The sequence below is a fragment of the Pseudoalteromonas sp. SR41-8 genome (assembly GCF_014163915.1).
In the GTDB taxonomy this organism is placed as follows: domain Bacteria; phylum Pseudomonadota; class Gammaproteobacteria; order Enterobacterales; family Alteromonadaceae; genus Pseudoalteromonas; species Pseudoalteromonas rhizosphaerae.
The window spans coordinates 1-23,658 of sequence record NZ_JACJEE010000021.1 but is presented as its reverse complement, the minus strand read 5'-3'; the positions used below and the strand labels follow the sequence as shown (position 1 = coordinate 23,658).

General features: G+C 40.9%; 21 protein-coding genes. 17 read left to right on the top strand and 4 right to left on the bottom strand.

Features of this window, described 5'->3' with window-relative positions; all coding sequences use genetic code 11:
• Positions 1 to 6: 6 nt before the first annotated feature.
• The 12 genes from thrB (at position 7) to H5162_RS14185 (ending at position 13,340) form a co-directional block, all read left to right on the top strand.
• Entirely contained in the window at positions 7 to 933 is a 927-nt protein-coding gene (gene thrB, locus H5162_RS14240; RefSeq protein ID WP_145241144.1) for a homoserine kinase, read from the top strand.
• Positions 934 to 951: 18 nt separating this feature from the next.
• A complete protein-coding gene (thrC, locus tag H5162_RS14235; protein ID WP_182778820.1) occupies positions 952 to 2,235 on the top strand; it encodes a threonine synthase in 1,284 nt (427 codons plus the stop codon).
• A gap of 735 nt (positions 2,236 to 2,970) precedes the next feature.
• Positions 2,971 to 4,227 (top strand): serine hydroxymethyltransferase, encoded by a 1,257-nt coding sequence (glyA, locus tag H5162_RS14230; protein WP_145241140.1) that lies wholly within the window; start codon positions 2,971 to 2,973, stop codon positions 4,225 to 4,227.
• 102 nt (positions 4,228 to 4,329) lie between these two features.
• On the top strand, positions 4,330 to 4,779 hold the full coding sequence (nrdR, locus tag H5162_RS14225) for a transcriptional regulator NrdR (protein WP_016708083.1): 450 nt from the start codon (positions 4,330 to 4,332) through the stop codon (positions 4,777 to 4,779).
• Position 4,780: 1 nt separating this feature from the next.
• Positions 4,781 to 5,923, top strand: a complete 1,143-nt coding sequence (ribD, locus tag H5162_RS14220; RefSeq protein WP_182759587.1) for a bifunctional diaminohydroxyphosphoribosylaminopyrimidine deaminase/5-amino-6-(5-phosphoribosylamino)uracil reductase RibD — start codon at positions 4,781 to 4,783, stop codon at positions 5,921 to 5,923.
• Between the two features lie 12 nt (positions 5,924 to 5,935).
• The gene (locus H5162_RS14215) at positions 5,936 to 6,589 is read left to right on the top strand and encodes a riboflavin synthase (protein ID WP_145241136.1); all 654 of its coding nucleotides are present in this window, start codon (positions 5,936 to 5,938) and stop codon (positions 6,587 to 6,589) included.
• Between the two features lie 29 nt (positions 6,590 to 6,618).
• On the top strand, positions 6,619 to 7,731 hold the full coding sequence (gene ribBA / locus H5162_RS14210) for a bifunctional 3,4-dihydroxy-2-butanone-4-phosphate synthase/GTP cyclohydrolase II (protein ID WP_145241135.1): 1,113 nt from the start codon (positions 6,619 to 6,621) through the stop codon (positions 7,729 to 7,731).
• Positions 7,732 to 7,832: 101 nt separating this feature from the next.
• Complete coding sequence (gene ribE / locus H5162_RS14205) at positions 7,833 to 8,297, top strand: 6,7-dimethyl-8-ribityllumazine synthase (protein WP_145241133.1); 465 nt, start codon at positions 7,833 to 7,835, stop codon at positions 8,295 to 8,297.
• A gap of 15 nt (positions 8,298 to 8,312) precedes the next feature.
• On the top strand, positions 8,313 to 8,723 hold the full coding sequence (gene nusB / locus H5162_RS14200; protein ID WP_145241131.1) for a transcription antitermination factor NusB: 411 nt from the start codon (positions 8,313 to 8,315) through the stop codon (positions 8,721 to 8,723).
• A gap of 44 nt (positions 8,724 to 8,767) precedes the next feature.
• Positions 8,768 to 9,742, top strand: a complete 975-nt coding sequence (gene thiL, locus H5162_RS14195; RefSeq protein WP_145241129.1) for a thiamine-phosphate kinase — start codon at positions 8,768 to 8,770, stop codon at positions 9,740 to 9,742.
• Positions 9,739 to 10,224 (top strand): phosphatidylglycerophosphatase A, encoded by a 486-nt coding sequence (locus tag H5162_RS14190; protein ID WP_145241127.1) that lies wholly within the window; start codon positions 9,739 to 9,741, stop codon positions 10,222 to 10,224. The genes thiL and H5162_RS14190 overlap by 4 nt, the downstream gene beginning before the upstream one ends.
• Positions 10,225 to 10,253: 29 nt before the next feature.
• The gene (locus H5162_RS14185; RefSeq protein ID WP_182731835.1) at positions 10,254 to 13,340 is read left to right on the top strand and encodes a ligand-binding sensor domain-containing diguanylate cyclase; all 3,087 of its coding nucleotides are present in this window, start codon (positions 10,254 to 10,256) and stop codon (positions 13,338 to 13,340) included.
• A 59-nt stretch (positions 13,341 to 13,399) separates the two neighbouring features.
• Here H5162_RS14185 and dxs read toward each other — a convergent pair whose 3' ends face one another.
• The 3 genes from dxs to H5162_RS14170 form a co-directional block, all read right to left on the bottom strand.
• On the bottom strand, positions 13,400 to 15,262 hold the full coding sequence (dxs, locus tag H5162_RS14180) for a 1-deoxy-D-xylulose-5-phosphate synthase (protein WP_182759586.1): 1,863 nt from the start codon (positions 15,260 to 15,262) through the stop codon (positions 13,400 to 13,402).
• Positions 15,263 to 15,367: 105 nt separating this feature from the next.
• Positions 15,368 to 16,255, bottom strand: a complete 888-nt coding sequence (ispA, locus tag H5162_RS14175) for a (2E,6E)-farnesyl diphosphate synthase (protein WP_145241121.1) — start codon at positions 16,253 to 16,255, stop codon at positions 15,368 to 15,370.
• Between the two features lie 3 nt (positions 16,256 to 16,258).
• On the bottom strand, positions 16,259 to 16,501 hold the full coding sequence (locus tag H5162_RS14170; protein ID WP_145241119.1) for an exodeoxyribonuclease VII small subunit: 243 nt from the start codon (positions 16,499 to 16,501) through the stop codon (positions 16,259 to 16,261).
• 301 nt (positions 16,502 to 16,802) lie between these two features.
• Between H5162_RS14170 and pomA the strand changes: the two genes are divergently transcribed.
• The 4 genes from pomA to H5162_RS14150 all read left to right on the top strand — a co-directional run bounded on the left by pomA (position 16,803) and on the right by H5162_RS14150 (position 21,098).
• Positions 16,803 to 17,570, top strand: a complete 768-nt coding sequence (gene pomA / locus H5162_RS14165; RefSeq protein WP_145241117.1) for a flagellar motor protein PomA — start codon at positions 16,803 to 16,805, stop codon at positions 17,568 to 17,570.
• A 2-nt stretch (positions 17,571 to 17,572) separates the two neighbouring features.
• Positions 17,573 to 18,493, top strand: a complete 921-nt coding sequence (locus H5162_RS14160) for a flagellar motor protein MotB (RefSeq protein WP_145241115.1) — start codon at positions 17,573 to 17,575, stop codon at positions 18,491 to 18,493.
• A 139-nt stretch (positions 18,494 to 18,632) separates the two neighbouring features.
• The gene (locus tag H5162_RS14155) at positions 18,633 to 19,115 is read left to right on the top strand and encodes a hypothetical protein (RefSeq protein WP_182734635.1); all 483 of its coding nucleotides are present in this window, start codon (positions 18,633 to 18,635) and stop codon (positions 19,113 to 19,115) included.
• A gap of 72 nt (positions 19,116 to 19,187) precedes the next feature.
• Positions 19,188 to 21,098, top strand: a complete 1,911-nt coding sequence (locus H5162_RS14150; RefSeq protein ID WP_145241111.1) for a DNA topoisomerase III — start codon at positions 19,188 to 19,190, stop codon at positions 21,096 to 21,098.
• Positions 21,099 to 21,114: 16 nt separating this feature from the next.
• Here the strand turns inward: H5162_RS14150 and H5162_RS14145 are convergent, their stop codons facing one another.
• A complete protein-coding gene (locus H5162_RS14145) occupies positions 21,115 to 22,425 on the bottom strand; it encodes a M20 family metallopeptidase (protein ID WP_182778818.1) in 1,311 nt (436 codons plus the stop codon).
• Between the two features lie 100 nt (positions 22,426 to 22,525).
• Between H5162_RS14145 and H5162_RS14140 the strand changes: the two genes are divergently transcribed.
• Positions 22,526 to 23,383 (top strand): tetratricopeptide repeat protein, encoded by an 858-nt coding sequence (locus tag H5162_RS14140; protein ID WP_145241107.1) that lies wholly within the window; start codon positions 22,526 to 22,528, stop codon positions 23,381 to 23,383.
• Positions 23,384 to 23,658: the final 275 nt, after the last annotated feature.

Genomic DNA, 23,658 nt, shown 5'->3' with positions numbered 1-23,658 from the left:
AGTATAATGATCGAAGTATATGCTCCAGCCTCAATCGGTAATTTTGCAGTTGGTTTTGATGCCTTAGGTGCTGCGCTTGCTCCTATTGATGGCACGTTATTAGGTGATGTTGTTGCGGTAAGTTCTAGCGAGCTTGACGAATTTATATGCTCTGGCGATTACGCAGATAAACTACCAAGCGATGCCAGTGAAAATTTAGCGTATCAGTGTTTAGTGCATTTTCGTGAACATGTAGCGCCAACCATGCCAAGCGTTAAACTGGAATTAAAAAAGAACTTACCAATTGGCTCGGGTCTTGGTTCAAGTGCTTGCTCTGTAGTAGCCACATTTGCGGCGCTGGATCAGTTTGCAGGTACTGCACTGAGCCAAGTGCAGTTAATTGAATTAATGGCTGATTTTGAAGCGATTGTCAGTGGCGGTCGTCATTACGACAATATCACTCCGTGTTACTTGGGTGGTTTGCAGCTTACTGGTGATTTAATTCCAAATAAATCAATTGCTTTACCGGTTGATGAGCGTTGGTATTACGTAGCGGCTTTTCCTGGTTTTTCACTTAATACCGCTAAAGCGCGTTCAGTGTTACCAAAACAGCTAAGTATGCATGCGAGCGTTGAATTTGCGCAGCGCTTATCAGCGTTTAGTACTTTATTGTTAACTAGCCGATTTGATGAAGCACTCTCCATCATGAGTGATGAAATAGCGGAGCCGCATCGTGCGCCACTGATCAATGGTTTTAGTGAAGCTAAAGCGGCGCTGCCAGAGTTTGGTGCTGAGATTGTCAGTATCTCAGGTGCTGGTCCTACATTATTTACCGTGTGCAAAACGCTTGAAGCTGCACAGCAATGCGCACAGTGGCTTGAACAAAACTATATTAATGAGCAAGGCTTCTGCCACATTTGTAAACTCGATAACGCCGGCACGCGTCAGCTATAAGAATTTAAGGAACTAATAATGCAATTACATAATTTAAAAGATGATTCTCAAAAAGTGTCGTTTGTTGAAGCGGTTAAAACAGGTTTAGGACGTAATCAAGGAGTATTTTTCCCTGAATCGCTCGCGCCTTTAGCTGATGTTGATAGTTTACTCGATATGGACTTTGTTACTCGTAGCAGTAAGATTTTATCGCATTTGATTGGTGATGAATTACCTGCTGATACGGTTGCTAAAATGGTGCAAAATGCCTTTAACTTTCCTGTTAAATTAGTTGAAGTTGAAGACAATATTTATTGTTTAGAGTTGTTCCATGGGCCAACGCTTGCATTCAAAGACTTTGGCGGTCGCTTTATGGCTGAGTGCTTGGCACAATTTAGCCAAGGTGAAAAAACCACAATACTCACAGCAACCTCAGGGGACACTGGGGCAGCTGTTGCGCATGCGTTCTATAACAAGCCAAATATTGATGTGGTTATCCTGTATCCAAAAGGTAAAATCTCATTAGCACAGCAAAAATTGTTTACTACTTTGGGTAATAATATCCATTGCTACGCTGTAGATGGTAGCTTTGATGATTGCCAAGCGATGGTTAAAAATGCCTTTTTAGATGATGAAGTTAAATCTCGCTTAGGTTTAAATTCAGCTAATTCTATCAATATAAGTCGCCTTGTTGCACAAGTATGTTATTACTTTGAAGCAATAGCGCAATTACCAAAAGAGCAGCGCGCCAAAGCACATATCTCAATACCTAGTGGTAACTTTGGTAATGTATGTGCGGCGATGATCGGTGCGGTGATTGGTTTACCGGTCGCTAAACTTAGCGCTACAACCAATCAAAATGACACTGTACCGCGCTTTATCCTTGATAAAAACTGGGCGCCTAATGCCACAATCGAGTCATTGTCTAATGCCATGGATGTGAGTAAACCTAATAATTGGCCACGTGTACAAACCATGCTTGATAACAAATGGTTTAGTTATGATGATTTTTATTCAACTAGTGTTGATGAAAATGATACCCAAGCAGTGATGAAAAAAATTCATCAAACAGGCTATGTTGCTGAACCACATACAGCGATTGCTTATCAGGGCCTAAAAGCTAACTTAGCAACTGATTCTGCTGGTATTTTTCTGGCAACAGCGCATCCGGCTAAGTTTAAAGAAAGTGTTGAAGAGATTTTAAATATTGAACTTGAAATGCCAAAACCACTAGCTGATGCATTAGCTAAACCATGCTTAGCCGAAGATATCGCAGATGATTACGATATCCTGCGTGAAATATTATTAGCTAAACTAGGTTAGTTTTTACCCGCTCAGTAAAACTAAAAATAAACGGCATATGTGAAAGCAATGTCGTTTTTTATTGCTTTAAATTGTACTTAATAGCAGTAATGGAAAATTAAACTATTGAACGTGAACGGCGGTTTAGCACTCGTAAACAAAAAATTAAAATGGCTATAAGGCAGATCATAATCCCTGCAAGTATAACTAATTCATTCGCTACCCAATGGATTAGGAGTAATCCGCACATAAATAAAATAAATGGTTTAAATTCATAATAATAAAAGTGTTTGTTAACTTTAATGCGATTTACTTTATGATCTTTACGCCGTGAATTTGAGCGTAATCGCCAAATATTGGCACCATTGAAGAATAAAAAAATACCAATGGCTGTTGGTAAAACAGTGCTGAAAAGTAAAATGCAAAGTCCGCCAACAATGACATAACAATAAGGAATTGATTCGTAGATAGGTTTAGATAGCATAGTAAATTAGTTCATCATCCATGATTACATTGGTATCATAATAGTGTAAACAATCGCGAATGCAACAGATTAAGGTATAAATAATGTAAATGTTATTTGCTTTTATTCATTAAAATTACTGATGCTTTAATAAAAAAATATCATTACAAAAACACTGTGAATTAAATTCAATCCCTGTTTAAATATGTTCATCTTTACACCATAGGCAAATTGACGTTTTCAGCGTATAATTCAGCCTTCAAAATACCATACACGTTGCCCTAGGAGCCCCCATGTTAGAACGTAGCATGAATATTTCGGATTTCGATCCAGAGTTATTTGAAGCAATCACTAAAGAGACTGCTCGCCAAGAAGAACACATCGAGCTTATCGCATCTGAGAACTACTGTAGCCCACGCGTACTAGAAGCGCAGGGTTCACAGCTAACAAACAAATATGCTGAAGGTTATCCGGGCAAGCGTTACTACGGTGGTTGTGAGCATGTTGACGTGGTTGAACAACTAGCGATTGACCGTGCAAACGAATTGTTTGGTTCAGATTATGCTAACGTTCAGCCTCACGCAGGTTCACAAGCAAATGCTGCTGTGTTCTTAGCTTTATTAGATGCTGGCGATACAGTGTTAGGTATGAGCTTAGCTCATGGTGGTCACTTAACGCATGGATCACATGTAAGCTTCTCTGGTAAGCTTTATAACGCAATCCAATACGGACTTGACGAAGCGACTGGCGAGATTGATTACGCACAAGTTGAAGCACTTGCACTTGAGCACAAACCAAAAATGATCATCGGTGGTTTCTCAGCATACTCAGGTATTGTTGATTGGGCTAAATTCCGTGAAATCGCTGACAAAGTAGGCGCTTACTTGTTTGTTGATATGGCTCACGTTGCAGGTCTTATTGCTGCTGGTGTTTACCCAAGCCCAGTACCACATGCACACGTTGTTACTACAACTACGCATAAGACATTAGCCGGCCCTCGTGGTGGTTTGATTATTTCTGCTTGTGGCGACGAAGCTATTTATAAAAAGCTTAACAGTGCAGTATTCCCTGGTGGTCAAGGTGGTCCTTTATGTCACATTATCGCTGCCAAAGCAGTGGCATTTAAAGAAGCATTACAACCAGAGTTTAAAGTATACCAAACTCAAGTTGTGAAAAATGCTAAAGCTATGGTTGCAGTAATGCAAGAGCGCGGTTATAAGATCGTATCTGATAAAACAGAAAACCACTTGTTCTTACTTGATCTAATTGATAAAGACATCACTGGTAAAGACGCGGATGCGGCTTTAGGTAATGCTAATATCACCGTAAATAAAAACTCAGTACCAAATGACCCACGTTCACCGTTTGTAACGTCTGGTTTACGTATTGGTTCACCGGCAATCACACGCCGTGGTTTTAAAGAAGCTGAGTCTAAAGAGCTTGCTGGCTGGATCTGTGACGTACTAGACAACATCAACGATGAGTCAGTACAAGCACAAGTAAAAGAGAAAGTTAAAGCAATCTGTAAAAAATTACCTGTTTACGCTTAATTGAGTTACAAACAGTAATTTAGATCACAATAGCTTAGTTTTTTGCTATTATAAAGGCCGCCTAAAAGCGGCCTTTTTTGTTTTTAACGGAAGCTGATACCTATGCATTGTCCATTTTGCACCGCAAAAGATACCAAAGTGATTGACTCGCGTTTAGTGGGAGGTGGCCACCAAGTAAGGCGACGCCGTGAATGCAATGAATGTCATGAACGCTTTACTACCTTTGAAGGCGCAGAACTTGTAATGCCTCGGGTGATCAAACAAGACGGTAGCCGTGAACCTTTCAATGAAGATAAACTTCTTAATGGTCTACACCGCGCATTAGAAAAACGCCCCGTCAGTACCGAGCAAGTTGATGAAGTGGTCAATATTATTAAATCGCAATTACGTGCCACCGGCGAGCGTGAGATTTCCAGTCACCTGATTGGCGAATGCATTATGGAAGCGTTGAAAAAACTCGATAAAGTCGCTTACGTCAGATTTGCATCGGTATACCGTTCATTCGAAGATATTCGTGAATTTGGTGAAGAAATTGCCCGTTTGGGAGAGTGATATGAACCAATATCAGTTTAGCGAACAAGATTTCTCTTATATGACCCGAGCGATTGAGCTTGCCAAACAAGGACGCTTTACTACCACCCCAAACCCAAACGTTGGCTGTGTATTAGTAAAAAATGACGTTATTGTTGGTGAAGGTTTTCATCAAGTTGCCGGCCAAGGCCATGCTGAAGTGAATGCATTAGCAATGGCGGGTAGCCAAGCCTTTGGTGCAACTGCTTATGTCACGCTTGAACCTTGTAGCCATTTTGGTCGCACACCGCCGTGTGCCGAAGGTTTAAAAGCTGCTGGCGTGGTAAAAGTAATTGCTGCTATGGTTGATCCAAACCCGCAGGTAGCCGGTAAAGGTTTAGCTATTTTAGCGGACGCGGGCATTGAGGTTGCGTCAGGTTTGTTAGAACAACAAGCAAGGCTGTTAAACCGTGGCTTTTTAAAGCGCATGGAGCAAGGTATGCCATTTATTACCTGCAAAATGGCCGCAAGCCTTGATGGTAAAACGGCACTTAAAAACGGTCAAAGTAAGTGGATATCGGGCCCTAAGGCTCGCCAAGATGTGCAACTACAGCGCGCACAAAGCTGCGCTATTTTAACCGGCGCGGACACAGTATTAGTTGATAATGCAAAACTCAATGTTCGTGTTGATGAGCTGCCAGAGCCGTTACCAACGCAATTACCTGTACGCCAACCTGTACGTATTATTATTGATTCACAAAATCGTTTAACACCTGAGCTAGCATTATTTAGCATTGCCAGTGAAGTAATTATTCTTACCACTGAACTTGATAAATCACAGCAATGGCCTCATTACGTAAGCCATATTGTAGTACCAGAAAAAAATAATAAAGTTGATTTAGTGGCTGCCATGAAACTTTTAGCGCAGCAACAGTTTAATCATATTTGGTTAGAGGCAGGGGCAACCTTAGCGGGCCAAATGACTGAATGTAATTTAATTGATGAATATATTGTTTATCTGGCGCCGAAATTGTTAGGGAATGACGGCAAAAGCTTACTAAACTTTACAGAGCTGACAAGTATGCAGGACGTTGTTAATTTATCAATTAATGAGTGTGTGTGTATCGGTGACGATATTCGTATCACGGCGACACCACGCAAAGCCTCATCTAAACCAAATAACTAAAGAGTAACCACTATGTTTACTGGGATCATCGAAGCAACGGGCACTATTAGCGAGTTACAACAAAAGCAAGGCGATTTAGCTATCCGCATTAAAAGTAATAACCTTGATATGGCCGATGTAAATTTAGGCGATAGCATTGCAACTAATGGGGTTTGCTTAACGGTTGTGGCCAAGCACAGTGATGGATTTAGCGCTGACTTATCAAATGAGACTATTAGTTTAACGGGATTTGCTCACTATAAACAAGGGCAAACTGTAAACCTTGAGAAAGCCATGCAGCCAGTATCTCGTTTAGGTGGTCACTTAGTTTCAGGACATGTTGATGGCATCGCGACTATTACCGCAATTACGCCTAATGCGCGTGCCGTTGAGTACTGGTTAAGCACCGATGTACAACTAATGAAATATATTCCTTATAAAGGCTCGGTATGCATTGATGGTATTAGCCTAACAGTAAATGCAGTAGCAGATAATAAATTTAAACTGACAATTGTGCCGCACACTAGTGAGCAAACAACTATTGCTGATTTTAAAGTAGGCACGCAAGTGAACTTAGAAGTAGATCAAATCGCGCGTTATTTAGAGCGTTTGATCAAAGGGGCAGAGCAGCCAGCTAGTTCAGATATTTCAATGAGTTTACTCGCCCAAGCCGGTTTTATTAAATAAACGCACTCCACAACTTACACGAGCAGATTATGAATTTACACAGCGCACAAGAAATTATTGATGACATTAAAGCCGGTAAAATGGTTATTTTAATGGATGATGAAGACAGAGAAAATGAAGGCGATTTAATTATCGCAGCCGAGCACATTAGTGCTGAAGCGATCAATTTTATGGCCACTCATGGTCGTGGTTTAATTTGCCTAACAATGACTCAAGAGCGCTGTGAGCAACTTGATTTACCATTAATGGTAAAAAACAATGGTGCGGCATTTTCGACTAACTTTACGATGTCGATTGAAGCATCGAAAGGTGTGACTACGGGGATTTCTGCTGCTGATCGCGCTCGTACTGTGCAAGCTGCGATTGCCAAAGGTGCTGTACCAAGTGATATCGTTCAACCTGGGCATATCTTTCCTATTATGGCACAACCAGGTGGCGTATTAACGCGTGCCGGTCACACTGAAGCCGGTTGTGATTTAGCCCGCTTAGCCGGTTTAGAGCCTTCATCAGTAATTGTGGAAATTCTTAATGCTGATGGCACCATGGCGCGTCGTCCTGATTTAGAAGTATTTGCTGAGCAACATAATATCAAAATTGGCACTATTGCTGATTTAATTGAATACCGTAACATGAATGAAACCACCATTGAGCAAGTGGCAAAATGTAAGTTGCCAACCGTACATGGTGAGTTTGATTTAGTTACTTATAAAGATACCATTGACGGCCAGTTACATTATGCGCTGTTAAATGGTGAGGTTAAAACTAATGAACCAACCTTAGTACGGGTTCATTTAAAAAGTACCTTCAATGATATTTTGTTATCTGATCGCAGTGCCGATAGAAGCTGGGGCTTGTCAGATGCCATGGCTTATATTGCAAAGCATCAAGGTGTGTTAGTTATTCTAGGTAAGCAAGAATGCACCGAAGAACTAGAAGCGACAGTCAAAGCGTTTGCTGCAGAAGATGCTGGTGAGACGGTAGCGCATCGTAAATTCCAAGGTACTTCACGCACCGTAGGCGTAGGGTCACAAATTTTAGCTGACTTGGGCATTGAAAAAATGCGTTTGATGAGCTTGCCTAAAAAGTATCATGCGTTATCGGGCTTTCACTTAGAAGTGGTTGACTACGTAGAGCCACAATAAGCACAACGCTTAAACTAGGCTATTATTTTATTTATATGGTATGATGCGCAGCAATTTTTGCGCAATCGCAACCGCTTGAACTTATTTTTTAGGGTTATCGAATGAAAATTATTGAAGGTAATAAATACGCTCCTGGCAAGAAATTCGCTATCGTTATTTCTCGTTTTAATGACTTTATTGGTAGCAGCCTATTAGCTGGTGCTGTTGATGAATTAAAACGTACTGGTGGTGTATCTGATGATGATATTACCGTAGTTTATGTACCAGGTGCGGTAGAATTACCTTTAGCGGCGAAACGCGTTGCAGCAAAAAAAGAGTATGATGCAATCATCGCTTTAGGCGTTGTGATCAGAGGTGGTACACCACATTTTGATCTTGTCGCTGGCGAATCAAATAAAGGCTTAGCGCAAGTGTCGCTTGAGTATGATATCCCGATTGCATTTGGCGTATTAACCACTGAAAGCATTGAGCAAGCGATTGAACGCGCTGGCACTAAGATGGGCAACAAAGGCGGCGAAGCTGCTTTAGGCGCACTTGAAATGGTTAATGTGTTAGATAAAATTTAAGTTTAAGGAATTTTTGTGAAACCAGCAGCAAGACGTAAAGCACGTATCTTAGCACTTCAAGCCGTTTATTCTTGGCAATTAAGTGGCAATGCCATTGCCGATATCGAACAACAAATGTTGATCGAAAACGATGTGACTAAAATTGATGTTGAATACTTTAAAGATCTTTCGCGTGGTGTTGCTATAAATCATAAGCAACTAGACGAAGCAGTATCGCCACATTTAACTCGTCCATTTAACGAGTTAGACCAAGTTGAACGCGCTATTTTACGTTTAAGCAGCTATGAGCTGAAATTCCGTGAAGATGTACCTTATAAGGTTGCTATCAACGAAGGTATTGAGCTTGCTAAGATATTTGGCGCTGAAGACAGCCATAAATTTGTTAATGGTGTACTTGATAAAGCGGTAAAGCATTTACGTAAGTAATGCGACCGTAAAAGGAGAGCCGGCATAGGCCGGCTTTTTTGTGTATGAAGGAATTTGAATTAATAAATCGCTACTTTAAAGGTCGTGGCATAACTCGTCGCGATGTTAATTTAGGGATTGGTGACGATTGTGCATTGGTTACTGTTCCTGAAAATTGTCAGTTAGCGATTACCACCGATACACTGGTAGCAGGCGTACATTTTTTTGATGACATCGATCCGCGTGCATTAGGCCATCGTGCTCTTGCCGTAAACTTAAGTGATTTAGCTGCTATGGGGGCTGAGCCTACGTGGGTTTCGGTTGCTTTAACATTGCCAAATATTGATGTTGAGTGGCTGGAAGAATTCACCGAAGGCATGCATGAAATCGCAGAGTATTTTAATGTGCAAATCATTGGTGGCGATACTACGCAAGGGCCGTTAACAATTACTATTTGTGCTAAAGGTACAGTGCCTGCAGGTAAAGCACTGCGCCGAAGCGGTGCTAAAGTAGGTGACTGGGTTTATGTTACAGGGCCGCTAGGTGATGCCGGGCTTGCGATTGAAGCTCGTAAGCAAGATATTAAGATTGCTCCAGAGCACTTAAGGTACGTTAATCAACGATTTGATTACCCAACTCCGCGTGTTGCTGCGGGGCAAGTATTACGCGGTTTAGCATCATCAGCGATTGATATCTCAGATGGTCTATTGGCAGATCTTGGACATATTTTAGCTCTGTCGCAAGTTAGCGCTTGTATTGATGTGAATAAAATACCAACCTCGGATGCATTGCGTGCTACTTTAGAACGAGATCAACAACTGCCGTTTATCCTCAATTATGGCGATGACTATGAGTTGTTATTTACGGTACCTGATAGCAATAAAAGTATGCTGGAAATGAAATTGCGCCAGTATGGTGTAGATGCAGCCTGCATTGGACAAATAAAAAGTGGTGAAGGCGAAGTTGAGCTGATGCTCGATGGCGAAAAATTAGCATATGATGATGCTGGTTTTGAACACTTCACCAAGGAGTCGGTTTGAATAAACCTGCATTATTTAATTTAAAGCGCCCTCATCAATTTTTTGGTTTGGGCTTTGGTTTAGGGTTAGCGCCTAAAGCGCCGGGTACGTTTGGTACCTTTGCTGCGCTACCGTTTATTTTTACTACTATGTATTTCCCGCTGTGGTTACAAATTGTATTTGCGGTGGTTATTAGTATTTTTGGTATATGGGCATGTGGCAAAACCGCTGATGATCTGGGAGTACATGATCATCCCGCGATTGTATGGGATGAAGTTGCCGGATTTTACATTACCATGATCGGAGCTGCATTAAGTTGGCAGTCTTTGTTAGTGGGTTTTTTGTTATTTCGTTTTTTTGATATCGCTAAACCAGGTCCTATTCGCTTTCTTGATAAGCGGGTTCATGGTGGTGTAGGTATTATGGCGGATGATGTTTTAGCTGGTATATTTTCTTTAATTTGTGTTCAGGCATTGTTTAAAATGGGTTATTTGCCCTTTTAACCTTAGTTTTGCAACGAGGTATTGACGTTATGATGCGATTTTTATTGGTTATTATTGTGCTGTTCTGCAGTATGCCAAGTAAGGCGTCAATTACCGACTATGTTGTAAAACAATGGAATATGCAAAATGGCTTACCATCGCAGTCACTTAAAAGTGTCGTGCAAGATAAGCAAGGCTATATGTGGCTGGGAACTCAGTTTGGCCTCAGTCGCTTTGATGGCAATACATTCACTAATTACAATACCTTAAATAGTAATTTTTTACCCAGTAACGGCATTAATAAATTACTTGTCGATAGCGAAGGCTATTTATGGATTGGTACTAAAGATGGTATTGTGGTCATCGATCCCACCACTATGGCAGCGCAAGAGTTTAGTGTAAAAGGCCCTGTACGCGATGTTATCGAAGATGCGAAAGGCAGTATTTGGATAGCAGCGAATGGCCTGTACTTTGTATCTCGCAATCAGATCAATGTCAGCGCAGTGCATGACTTACTAGTCCCTGTGATGAGTGCCAGTTCAGTAAAGCAGATTGTTGGTACTGTCAGTCAGCTGGCATTATCGCCAGAAGGGATCTGGCTGGTGAATGAACGATACTTGCTACGGTTAACTAATTCCTCCTCTGATTTTGCAAAGTTACGCTTAGAACTAACTGCTAAGGTATCGATACCTGAGCGTTTAGCACAAACGATTATTCACGATTTAGCATGGCTGGAAGGAAACTTATATTTAGCGTCAGAGCTCGGTGCTTACTTTTTAGATTTAGATGACGAGTTAAGGCCTTTTCCACTTCCCAATGCGAATAACTCAGCGGTTTATAAATTTATGAGTGACTCAAATGGAGCACTGTGGATTTCGACCTATGGGCGCTTACTGTTTCGAGACAACTCCGGCGATTGGCAATGGGTTGAACCGAGCCAACTTGACCAAAGTATTTGGTTTGCTGATTTATATCGCGATAATGATAATAATATTTGGCTTGCGAGTTTTAGTGAAGGATTATGGCTTGCGCACGAAGGCAGAATAGAACGTCACTCAGCTATATCACAAATGACCGAAGCGGTTATGGCCATTAGCCAAGCGCCCGATGGGAGATTGTGGGTCGCTAACCGCAGTGGTGTAGGCTACTTTGATTTAGATAAAAACTTTATCAATCAAATCCCAAGTAATCAATACGGACGTGCAGCCGTGCATGATTTACAGTTTGATGGCTCACGGTTATATATCGCCACTGGACGTGGTGTGTATATTTATGAAAACAACACCTTGTTCACTGTCCCTGGACGCGCTTTAAAAGATAACCCGGTGTTTGCGATTAGTCGCTCCAGCAAAGGAGGCTTTTGGCTTGGTACTGGCCGGGGTATGTATCGGCTTAGTTACGGTGGTTTAACCCCATTTGCTTATAACGCATTTTTAGGCAGTAAGTTTATTACTTATGTCGTTGATGAAGCTAATTTTGGTTTAATTGGCACTAGCAAAGGCGCTTACTACTTTACTGATCGTGGTATTGAAAAAATTGGCGATCAAACGAGTCTTGAAAGTGCTTATGTTACAAGCATCTTAAACATTGATGGAGTTGGTATATTAATCGGCTCATTAAATGATGGTTTATTTTATCGAAGCACACAAGGGCATTGGCGTCAGTTAGATGCTACCAATGGCTTACCTTACGGTTCTATTTTTAGTTTACGTTATGATGAAAAGCTCAAGCGCATATGGGTTAGTACCATGAAAGGTGTCTACCGAATGCCGGTTGAGCAGTTTAGTAACGATATTGAAAGCTTAAAAGTAGAGCAGGTTATTTCGTCATACGATCGTCAACTAGACGGTAAGGCCAGCCAGTGTTGTACCGGCCTTGGCCATGATGCTGTGGCGGAGTTAGGCAATTCAATGTGGTATCCGAGCCTACAGGGGGTCGTGGAGATCCCTAAAGATATTGAGCTGTTTGGCGTTAAACCATTACAGCCAAAGGTTGAGAGTTTAAATACTGGGATACGTAAACTTGCAACAGCTGCATTAGGGCGTAATCCTGAATTAGAAATCGATGAGCGTGATATCACCCTTAAATACACTGCGATAGACTATTATGCACCGACCAGTATTGAGTTTCGCTATCGTTTAACTGGTTTAGACAGCGATTGGCGTTATGCTAATACCCGCCGTGAAGCTATTTATACCAATTTACCGCCTGGTGCATTTTTGTTTCAACTTGAGGCTAAACGACAAGGTGAAGGTTGGCAAAAAGCGCAAAGTACGGAATATTCATTTGTAGTACCAAGACGGTTTGATGAAACAATTTATTTTCGGCTGTTGATCACTGGTAGTTTTATTTTATTATTTTATTTAGTGTTTTGGGTATTTAGAAAGCAAGAACGCCGTAAGCAAACCGCGCTTGAAAGTTTAATCACAGAACGCACCGGGGAGCTGCGCCAAGCTAATGATAAGCTTAATCAAGTTAACTCTCAGCTAAAGCTTATGAGTCACTCTGATGAACTTACTGGGCTGAGAAGCCGCCGCTTCTTATTTGATCAACTACCAAAAGATATAGAGCACTTCCAGCGTAACTCACAATCATTACAAGCGCAGGGGAAATCCTTGGTGTTGCTAATCATTAATTTTGATAATTTTAGCCGCATTAATGACGCTTATGGACCGATTGGTGGTGATAGTTGTTTGCAGCAAATGGCTGCATTGCTTAACTCTCGTACGCAAGGATCCGATTATGTTGCCCGTTGGAGTGGTGATGAATTCTTGTTACTGCTACGTGACTTTAAACGCACTGCAATCGACAGTTATGTTGCACAGCTGTGTAAAGTAATTGCTGATCACACATTTAAGTTGCCCAGTGGTGACAGTATAAACTTGACTGCATCGATTGGCTTTTCATTTTACCCATTACCATTATTAGGTGGTCAGGTTATTGGTTGGGAAACCTCTGTCAACTTAGCGGATATCGCGCTACATCAAGTTAAAAAGCGCGGTGGCGATGGTATTGCAAACATCACCTTTGATGAACAGTTAGATGCCTTTGAATTTGAGCAAACCAATAATGTTGAGCAACAACTGAGCGTATTACAAGCCAATGGTTTAGCAGATATCAAAGTGTGGATGCGCTAGCTCTAATCACGTGAGAATAAAAAAGGAGCCAGCGGCTCCTTTTTTTATTAAATAGGATGTTAGCTTATAAAGGCTTTGATTGAGGTTAAGATACCTTGTTCACCTAAGCCCATTTCATCATGCATTTGTTCTTGTGTTCCATGCTTGATGAACTCATCAGGAATACCTAAATTAAGGATGCTTACTTTTGCTTTTATAGCTGCTAAATATTCATTAACAGCAGAGCCTGCACCACCAACAATCGCGTTATCTTCAAGGGTTACAATGACGTCATGATCGGCTAATAAAGTGTCGATTAGTGCGCTATCAAGAGGTTTAACAAAACGCATATCAACGAGGCTGGCATTTAATTCATTGACTGCCAGTTGAGCGTTTTCAAGTAAAGTACCAAAGGATAAAACTGCGATTTTAGCGCCTTGTTTAATCACACGACCTTTACCAATTTCAAGCTCGGTCATTTGCTCGCAGATTTCAGTTGTGCCAGCACTACCACGAGGATAACGAACTGCAACAGGGCTGTTACAACGATAACCAGTGTACAGCATTTGACGACATTCATTAGTATCACTCGGTGCCATGATAATCATATTGGGGATACAACGGATAAAGCTTAAATCGTATGCGCCTTGATGAGTTTCGCCATCAGCACCAACAATACCAGCACGGTCAATTGCAAATAACACGGGTAAGTTTTGCAGAGCAACATCGTGAATAAGCTGATCGTAGGCACGTTGTAAAAAGCTTGAATAAATAGCGACAACTGGTTTTAAGCCTTCGCAGGCAAAACCTGCGGCTAAAGTAACCGCGTGTTGCTCGGCAATGGCAACATCAAAATATTGCTCAGGGTATTCTTTTGAAAAACGCACCATGCCTGAGCCTTCACGCATAGCCGGGGTGATTGCCATAAGCTTTTCATCTTGACTTGCCATGTCACACAACCAATCGCCAAATACTTTAGAAAAAGTCGCAGCGCCTGGTTTTGATTTTGGTAGGCTGGAAATCGCAGGGTCGAACTTAGGTACGCCGTGATAGCCTATTGGATCTGCTTCTGCTGGTTTATAGCCTTTACCTTTCTGGGTTTTGATATGCAGTAACTGCGGCCCTTTTAGGTTACGCATATTGCGCAGTGTATCAACCAACATGTTTACATCATGACCATCAATTGGGCCAATGTAATTTAAGCCTAACTCTTCAAAAAAGGTGCCTGGGATAACCATGCCTTTTAAGTGCTCTTCCATGCGGCTGGCTAATTCTTTTACTGGTGGCACGCCAGATAGCAGCTTTTTACTACCTTCACGAATGTTAGTGTAAAAACTGCCTGATAAGATACGAGCGAAATGATTAGTTAGTGCACCGACATTTTCAGAAATCGACATTTCGTTATCGTTTAATATGATCAGCATGTCAGATTTAACATCACCTAAGTGATTCATTGCTTCAAACGCCATACCCGCGGTAATCGCACCATCACCAATAACCGCTACTGTTTTTCGTCCTTTGCCTTCTTTTTGCGCCGCAATTGACATGCCTAAAGCAGCAGAGATCGAGGTGCTTGAATGGCCAACACTAAAAGTGTCGTAGTGGCTTTCTTCACGAAATGGAAACGGATGTAAACCGTCTTTTTGGCGGATCGTGTGCATTTGATCACGGCGCCCTGTGAGAATTTTATGTGGGTATGCTTGATGGCCTACATCCCATACTAAGCGATCTTCAGGGGTGTTATATACATAATGAAGCGCTACAGTAAGCTCAACTGTGCCTAAACCTGATGCTAAGTGACCACTACTTTGCGAGACTGAGTTTAGTAAGTAATCACGTAACTCATTACTAAAAGCAGGTAATTTGTCTTGCGCTAAATCACGCAACTGGGCTGGTTCGTCAACCAAACCTAATAATGGATACTTGCTACTATCAAGTGTCATGATTTTTAATACATCCTTCGCTAACCAGAGGTCATTATAGCGTAATATTACTCTGATTCTTTAGTTATTTTGTACATCATTACTTGCTCAAGCTAGAGCCTAGAATTAATAATCGCGTTCAACAATGTATTTTGCCAAGTTTTCTAGCTCAGAAGTGTCAGCATCTATTGCTGCTAACGCATCGAGTGCGCATTTTAGTAATGATTGTGCTTTTTGTTTTGCACCTGTAAGCCCAAGTAGAGCAGGGTAGGTCGCTTTATTTGCTGCAACATCGGAGCCTTGTGGTTTACCTAAGACTTGGGTATCACCTTCGATGTCAAGAATATCGTCTTGCACCTGAAAAGCCAGTCCAATTGCATCACCAAACTGTTTTAATTGTAATAATGTTTGTTGATTTGTATCAGCTGCGCATAATGCACCTAAAGTAATTGCACAATTTAACAAAGCACCTGTTTTTAATTTATGGATACGTTCGAGCTCAGCTAAATTGACTAATTTGTCAGTCGCTGCAATATCCAGTGCTTGACCACCGACCATACCTTCAATACCCGATGCTTTGGCAAGTGCTGCAATCATTTTTAACTGTTGCTGTGCAGGAACGTTAAATGAATGGTTAGCAATTAAATCAAACGCTAATGTTTGCAGCGCATCACCAGCTAAAATAGCATGAGCTTCGCCATAGACAATATGGCAAGTCGGTCTACCACGTCGCAGGTCGTCGTCATCCATCGCGGGTAAATCATCATGAACTAACGAATAACTATGAATACATTCAATAGCAGCAGCCAACACGTCTAAATCTTGTTTATTTGCGCCAAGCATTTTTCCCGTGGCATACACTAAAAATGGCCGTAATCGTTTACCGCCATTTAAAACGCTGTAGTGGGTGGCTTGTTTGATGCTTTGCTCGGTATCGAGCGGTTGCTCAAAATACCGATTGAGAGTGGCTTCAACATCTTGTTGAGCACATTTTATTTGCTCTGTTATTAACACCCGTTATTCCAAATCATTATCAAAGTTAGTAAGTGGTGACTGACTATCACTACCCATTAAAATCGCCACTTTTTGTTCAGCTTGTTGTAACTTACTTGAAGATGCGCCAGCTAAAGCAATACCGCGTTCAAACTGTTTTAACGATTGCTCAAGGGAAAGCTCTCCTTGCTCCATTTCTGTGACGATTAAGGATAATTCATCAAGCGCTTGCTCGAAGCTTAGGTTCTCTGGTTTTTTCGTCGCCATACTGATTTAACTTAGATGATAGAAATGTGAGGCCAATTTTAGGGGGAATGCTAAACTAGGTCAAAGGGTGATGCATTTTTTTTGAATAATTAATTGTTTTCTTGCCACTTTTAATTATTTATACCTTTGCTTAAACCTTGCAGGTTATCAATGGTAGCTTAAAATGCCAAATAGGGTTGAAAACTTTCATTTCATTTTTTTCATTAAATGGTTTAAGTAATTCAATAGATTGCCGATAAGCTGTTAATAATAAAAATTTGTTGCTGGTAGCAACAAAGCATCGATTCCTCTGGAGGGGTAAGTGGATTTAGCAACCATTATAGGTATTCTCGGAGCTATTGGTCTTATTGCTATGTCAATGGTACTAAGTAGTGGCGGCGAAGTGGCTATGTTTTATAACACGCCATCGGTGGTTATTGTTTTCGGTGGTTCGATTTTTATAGTGTTATCAAACTATACGATGAGTCAATTCCTCGGTATCGGTAAAGTCGCAGCTAAAGCCTTCATGTTCAAAATAGAGTCACCTGAAGAGCTTATCGAAAAAGCAGTTGAACTTGCAGACTCGGCCCGTAAAGGCGGATTTTTAGCACTAGAGGAAGCAGAAATACCCAATGCGTTTATGCGTAAAGGGGTTGATATGCTTGTTGACGGTCATGACGCTGATGTTGTTCGTGCCACCTTGCAAAAAGATATTTCTCTTACTTCTACTCGTCATGAATCTGGGGCCGGTTTGTTTAAAGCGCTTGCCGATATTGCGCCTGCGATGGGTATGATCGGTACTTTGATTGGTCTAGTTGCGATGTTGTCGAATATGGATGACCCTAAAGCGATTGGTCCTGCGATGGCGGTAGCGCTTTTAACAACATTATATGGTGCGTTTTTAGCAAACGTGGTGGCAATTCCTATCCAAGTAAAATTGGAATTGCGTAAAGACGAAGAAGCAATGAATCAGCGGCTAATTTTAGATGCGGTATTAGGTATACAAGATGGCCAAAACCCAAAAGTCATCGAAGGTATTTTGAAAAACTACCTAGCTGAATCAAAACGAAAAGTGGATACTGAGGAGTAAGCATGTCAGATCAAGAGTGCAAGTGTCCACCACCCGGGTTACCAGCATGGATGGGTACCTTCGCGGATTTGATGTCACTATTGATGTGCTTCTTTGTACTTTTACTCGCGTTTTCAGAAATGGATGTACTTAAATTTAAACAAATCGCAGGCTCAATGAAGTTTGCCTTTGGTGTACAAAATAAAATAGAAGTAAAAGATATTCCCAAAGGAACATCCGTTATCGCGATGGAGTTCACCCCAGGTAAACCTGAACCTACTCCAATCGAAACCATTCAACAGCAAACTGTCGAAATGACCCAGCAAATGCTTGAGTTTCAGGCTGGTGATGAAAGCTCAGCTGGCGGTCGTCAAGAGCAACGCGGTAATAAGCGTGGCGGTGAGTCACAAAGTACGGCGCAACAACAAGCATCAGAACAATCTATTTCTGCAGCTGATCAAGAGCAGGTTAATGAGTTAGTTAAAAAGATAGCCCAGCAATTGGAACAACAAATCATGGATGGTGCTGTTGAGTTGGAATCATTAGGTCAGCAAATTATTATTCGTATTCGTGAAAATGGTTCATTTCCATCTGGGAGTGCATTTTTACAACCTAAGTTTAAACCAATTATTCGTGATATAGCTGCGTTACTAAAAGATGTGCCAGGTGAAATTACGGTGTCTGGTCATACTGATGATTTTCAAGTTTCGAATGAGCTGTATACCAATAACTGGGATTTATCATCGAAGCGTGCAGTTGCGGTTGCAACTGAAATGCAAAAAGCACAAGGCTTTGATAAAACCAGAATGGTTGTTGTCGGTCATGCCGAAACTCGACCACTTGTTCCAAATGATTCTGATGCGGATAGACGACGAAATCGTCGCGTGGAAATTTCAATAATGCAAGGCAAGGCTAAGGAATCAGATCCGATAGATGTGCGTTAAGATGCTTGGCAAAGTACCTAATTTAGCTTAAAGTAGTTTTTTAACAAGTGTAACGGAGTGTCTGATGAAAAACGTTGATAAATATAGCTATATGCCGGGCAATGGTGATGGTGACGATGATAAAAAGCCAGACTAGCTAATGCCTGATTGGTTTATAAGTGCTATATCAATACTAACTAAAAGCTGGGTGTTTATTTTAAGCCCAGCTATTTTTGTTTTTTATCTTCGCAAAGATTGGCTTGCTTTGCGTTTTACCTTAACGACTGCATTATTTTTTTTATATGGAACCTTGATACATAATAGCCTTAGAGAGTTAGATGACCCTTATATTTGGCGTTATGTAGTTTGGGCTTTTAATGATATTGCTTGGATGGCTTTGATTGCTTACTGGGCTATTAAAGATAAAGTGTATCTTTGGCAAAGTGTGATTGGTCAGTTGGTTGTAATTAGTGCGCCTATCTTACAATTATTTAGATTAGTGGATCGCCACCTTTGGGATTTATCGTATAGCACTATGCTATATAAAACGTTATTACCGTTAATCAATATTGGCACTGTCGTAGTGTGCTACCTTCCTCTGTTGTATTTATTTATGCGAAAAAATCGCAGTCTAAAGAGCTAATCATTAACTATTTGTAGATTAAATTACGTGTGCTAAACTACTGTGTAAATAACCAGTTGTTGATAGTGCCCTATGAAACTTTATATAGCCGAGAAGCCATCTTTAGGTCGTGCCATTGCTGATGCGCTACCAAAGCCTCATAAAAAACATGATGGCTATATTGAAGTGGCTAATGGCGATTGTGTTTCTTGGTGTATAGGTCACTTGCTCGAGCAAGCAGAGCCTGATGATTATAATGAGCAATATAAAAAATGGCGCTTTGATGACTTACCGATTATCCCACAGCAATGGCAGTTAAAAGCAAAATCTAAAACTCGTAAGCAACTTACGGTACTTAAAAAGTTAATCAAACAAGCTGATCAACTTGTTCATGCTGGTGATCCAGACAGAGAAGGGCAATTACTTGTTGATGAGGTGATTGAGCAAGTTAAACTTAGCCAAGCCAAAAAACAGCAAATTCAACGTTTATTGATCAGTGATTTGAATGTTAGCGCGGTTAAAAAGTCGCTGCAAAACGTTCGCTCTAACCGTGAATTTATTCCACTTAGTGTATCTGCTTTGGCGCGTTCGCGAGCTGATTGGCTGTTTGGTATGAATTTAACGCGCGCCTATACGCTTGCAGGTCAAAAAGCAGGGTTTGGTAATGTATTATCAGTAGGGCGTGTACAAACACCGATATTAGGATTGGTTGTCCAGCGTGATAACGAGATTGCTAATTTTGTGCCAAAACCTTTTTATGAAGTATTAGCTCATTTAAGTACCGAAAATAAAGAGCCGTTTACAGCAAAGTGGCAACCAAGCAAAGCGTGTGAACCTTATCAAGATGAAGAGGGGCGAGTGCTCCATCGAGGCCTTGCTGAGAATGTTGCGTCGCGAATTTCTAATCAATCAGGTGAAGTTACTGCGCTTGAACAAAAGCAGAAAAAGCAACAAGCACCTTTGCCGTATAATTTGTCAGCGTTACAAATTGATGCTGCGAAAGCTTTTTCAATGCCTGCACAAAAGGTATTGGATATTTGTCAAAATTTATATGAGCGTCACAAGCTAATTACCTATCCACGTTCAGACAATCGTTACTTGCCCAAAGATCATCACCAAGAAGCAGCCAGTATAATAAAGGCAATTGCCATCAATGGCGGGCAAAATGACACTCATTGCCAAGGCGCAGATGTGAGTAAACGCAGTAAGTGTTTTAACGATGCTAAGGTGGCTGCGCATCACGCCATTATTCCTACCGCTAAGCAGCAAAAGTCAGCAAGTTTGAGCGTTGAAGAAGGTAAAGTGTATGGTCTTATTAGCCGTCATTATCTGATCCAGTTTTATCCAGACTACATTTACAATGAAACAAAGGCTGAAATAACAATTAATGGTGGTATCTTTAAAGCCAACGCAAAACAAGATGTAAGTTTAGGCTTTAAAGCGTTAATGGGAAAAACCGCATTAAAAGATGAGCAGATATTGCCGCCATTAATTAAAGGGCAACAGTTGCAGTGTGAACGCGGTGAAGTAATTGATAAAATGACCAGCCCGCCAGCTCATTTCAATGATGCAACGCTGCTTAGTGCAATGACAGGTATTAGTCGGTACGTTAAAGATCCAGAAATCAAAAAAATACTCAAAGAAACAGACGGCTTAGGAACCGAAGCAACCAGAGCGGGTATTTTAGAGTTATTATTTAGAAGACAATTTTTAAGACGTCAAGGTAAACTCATTTTAGCAACCGATACAGGTAAAGCATTGATCAGTGCGTTACCGCATGGTTTAGCCAGCCCAGACCTAACCGCAAAATGGGAAGCATCGTTGGGCGACATAGCAGAACAACAAATGAGTTATCAACAATTTTTAAATCCTTTATTAGTGGATTTAGCGGCTTTTGTGGAACTTGCCAAAAATTGTGATAGCAACGTATTTGCACAATTACCAAAAACGCCGCAAAAGCGGCGTTTTACAAGAAAAACTAAACCAAAAACAAAATCGGCTTAGTCATCCATTGCTAAGATTATTGATTAAACAAAGCCACCGCAGCGTTACTCATCGCAGTGATACCTGTGGGGATTGCAACTTTATAGTCAGGTGCAAATTTACTTGAATGTAGTGAAGGTAAAGTTGCCCCTGATGTTTGTGCCGCTTGATATTGAGCTTGCTCTACACCACCTAACCAAAATAAGGTGATAGGGATGTTTTTATCTGTGCGGCCATATAAACCAAAATCTTCCCCTGCCATAACCGCTTCGGTTTCAAGCACATTACTTTGTCCAATCGCCGAGCTAATCGCACTACGTACAATATTAGTTTGTGCAGGGTCGTTATATGTAGATGGGATTGACTCATCTTCATGTACATAAACCACTGGTATTAAGCTTTCATCCAATCCTGCACTTAATGCAATGCCTTTAGTTATACGTTTTATAGCTGCAATTTGTTGCTCGCGAATTTTAGGATTATAACTTCTAAGTGTCAGCTGTAGCTTTACTTCATTCGAAATTACATTATGTTTAGCTCCACCGTGAATTGAACCCACTGTGATTACTGAGGGTTCAAGAGGTGATAATTCGCGACTGGTAATTGTTTGCAGTGCCAACACGATCCGTGATGCGATAACAACAGGGTCAATAGTCATATGCGGGTAAGCACCATGACCACCTTTACCTTTAACCGTAATATCTACTGAATCCACACTGGCCATGGTGTAATCATTTTTCATACTGACTTGTCCTGCAGGAACACTCGCACTAACATGCAAAGCGATAACGTGATCAGGAGTCGGATATTTACTAAATAAACCTTCTTTGAGCATCGCTTTTGCACCGCCTCCCACCTCTTCTGCAGGTTGTGCCACCATCATTAAGGTTCCTTGCCATGCATCTTTATGTAGCATTAATTGTTGCGCAGTACCAATAAATGAACTCATATGAATATCATGACCACATCCGTGCATCACACCAACGTTTGCTCCTTCATCATTCATAACAGTGACTGTTGAAGCATATGATTTACCAGTTTGTTCTATGATTGGTAAGCCGTCTGTATCAGTACGGATCATTATTGTCGGGCCATCACCATTTTTATATAAGGCTACTACACCAAAGCCACCCACATTGTCGGTCACCTCATAGCCAAGCGCACGTAATTTGGTGGCAAGCTTTTCTCCCGTTTCTTGCTCATGGTATGAAAGTTCTGGGGACTGGTGTAAATCTAAGTAAAACTTTTCAATGGCAGGCATCGTTTTATCTAACTTCAGCTCCAAGGTTGTTGAGCTTGCTAATGGACTAAGCAGTATAAGTGCAGCGTATAGACTATGAAATTTCATAAAAGACCTTTTTGATTTATGGCTTGTGATTCTGGGCTTGTAATTATTATGTTTGCCTCCATATAAAACCCTAAATAGTCTGATATGGCAATCAATAGCAATGAATAATATGGTAAATGTTAATCCGCAAAACCTTCAACAAGTGCTGGGTGAAACATCACAACAAAAACTAGTCCTGTTAAGTTTCTTTTCAGCACAAAGTCCAGAGTGTCAATCTCAAGCAGCTATTTTACAGACAATAGCCAAAGATTATGGTGACTATATATTAGTTGCCACATTAGATTGTGATTTAGAGCAAGCACTCGCAGCACAACTAGCACAGCAAGTTGGACTACAAACATTACCAACCTTAGTGCTATTAAAAGATTCAGCACCTGTTGATGTATTAGCCGGTGCACAAGCTGAAACTCAAATCAGAGAAGCGTTAAGTAAACATTTACCGCAGCCTCATGAAATGTTGTTAGAACAAGCCAAGCAAGCACTGATCGCTCAGGATTTAAATCAAGCGTTTAATTTTGCCAAGCAGGCTTACGAATTAGACAATACAAATGCGCGTATAAAATTAGTATTGGCAGATATATGCATTCAAATTCATAAACTGGATGACGCGCAAGCTTTGTTAGCTTCAGTAAATGAAAATGAGCAAGATGCATACTTTACAAATATTCAAGCAAAGTGCGCACAAGCACTTCAAGCACAAGAATCGCCAGAGCTAAAAGCATTACAAGCGAAAGTTGAAAAGTATCCTAACGATCTTGAATTAAAAGTTGAACTAAGTGCAGCATACGACCAAGCAGGCAAAAAAGAGCAAGCGTTAGAGTTACTATTTACAGTGTTGAAAAAAGATTTGAATTTTGCCGATGCCAAGGTAAGTTATTTAGCTATTATTGCCTCTTTACCGGATGGTGATAGTTTAGCGGCTAAATATAGAAGAAAGCTTTACAGTATCCTCTATTAACAAGTTTTTATTTTGTTTTATGGAAAGCGCCGAAGTTAATGGCGCTTTTTTTATGCCAAAAACTTGCGAAATATCGATAATAGATAATACTGAAGATCCTTTCAGGGAAAAGTCGTTGTTATTTTGTACAGTTGACTAGGGGTTTTAGTGTGTTTAGCGCGTAAATTGAACGAACAGCACTTTATTTCAAGTTTTCTTTAAAAAACGCTTGCGTAAAATTCGCCGCGCCCTATAATGCGACCCCACTGAGACGGCAGACAGCAACGCTTAGCGAG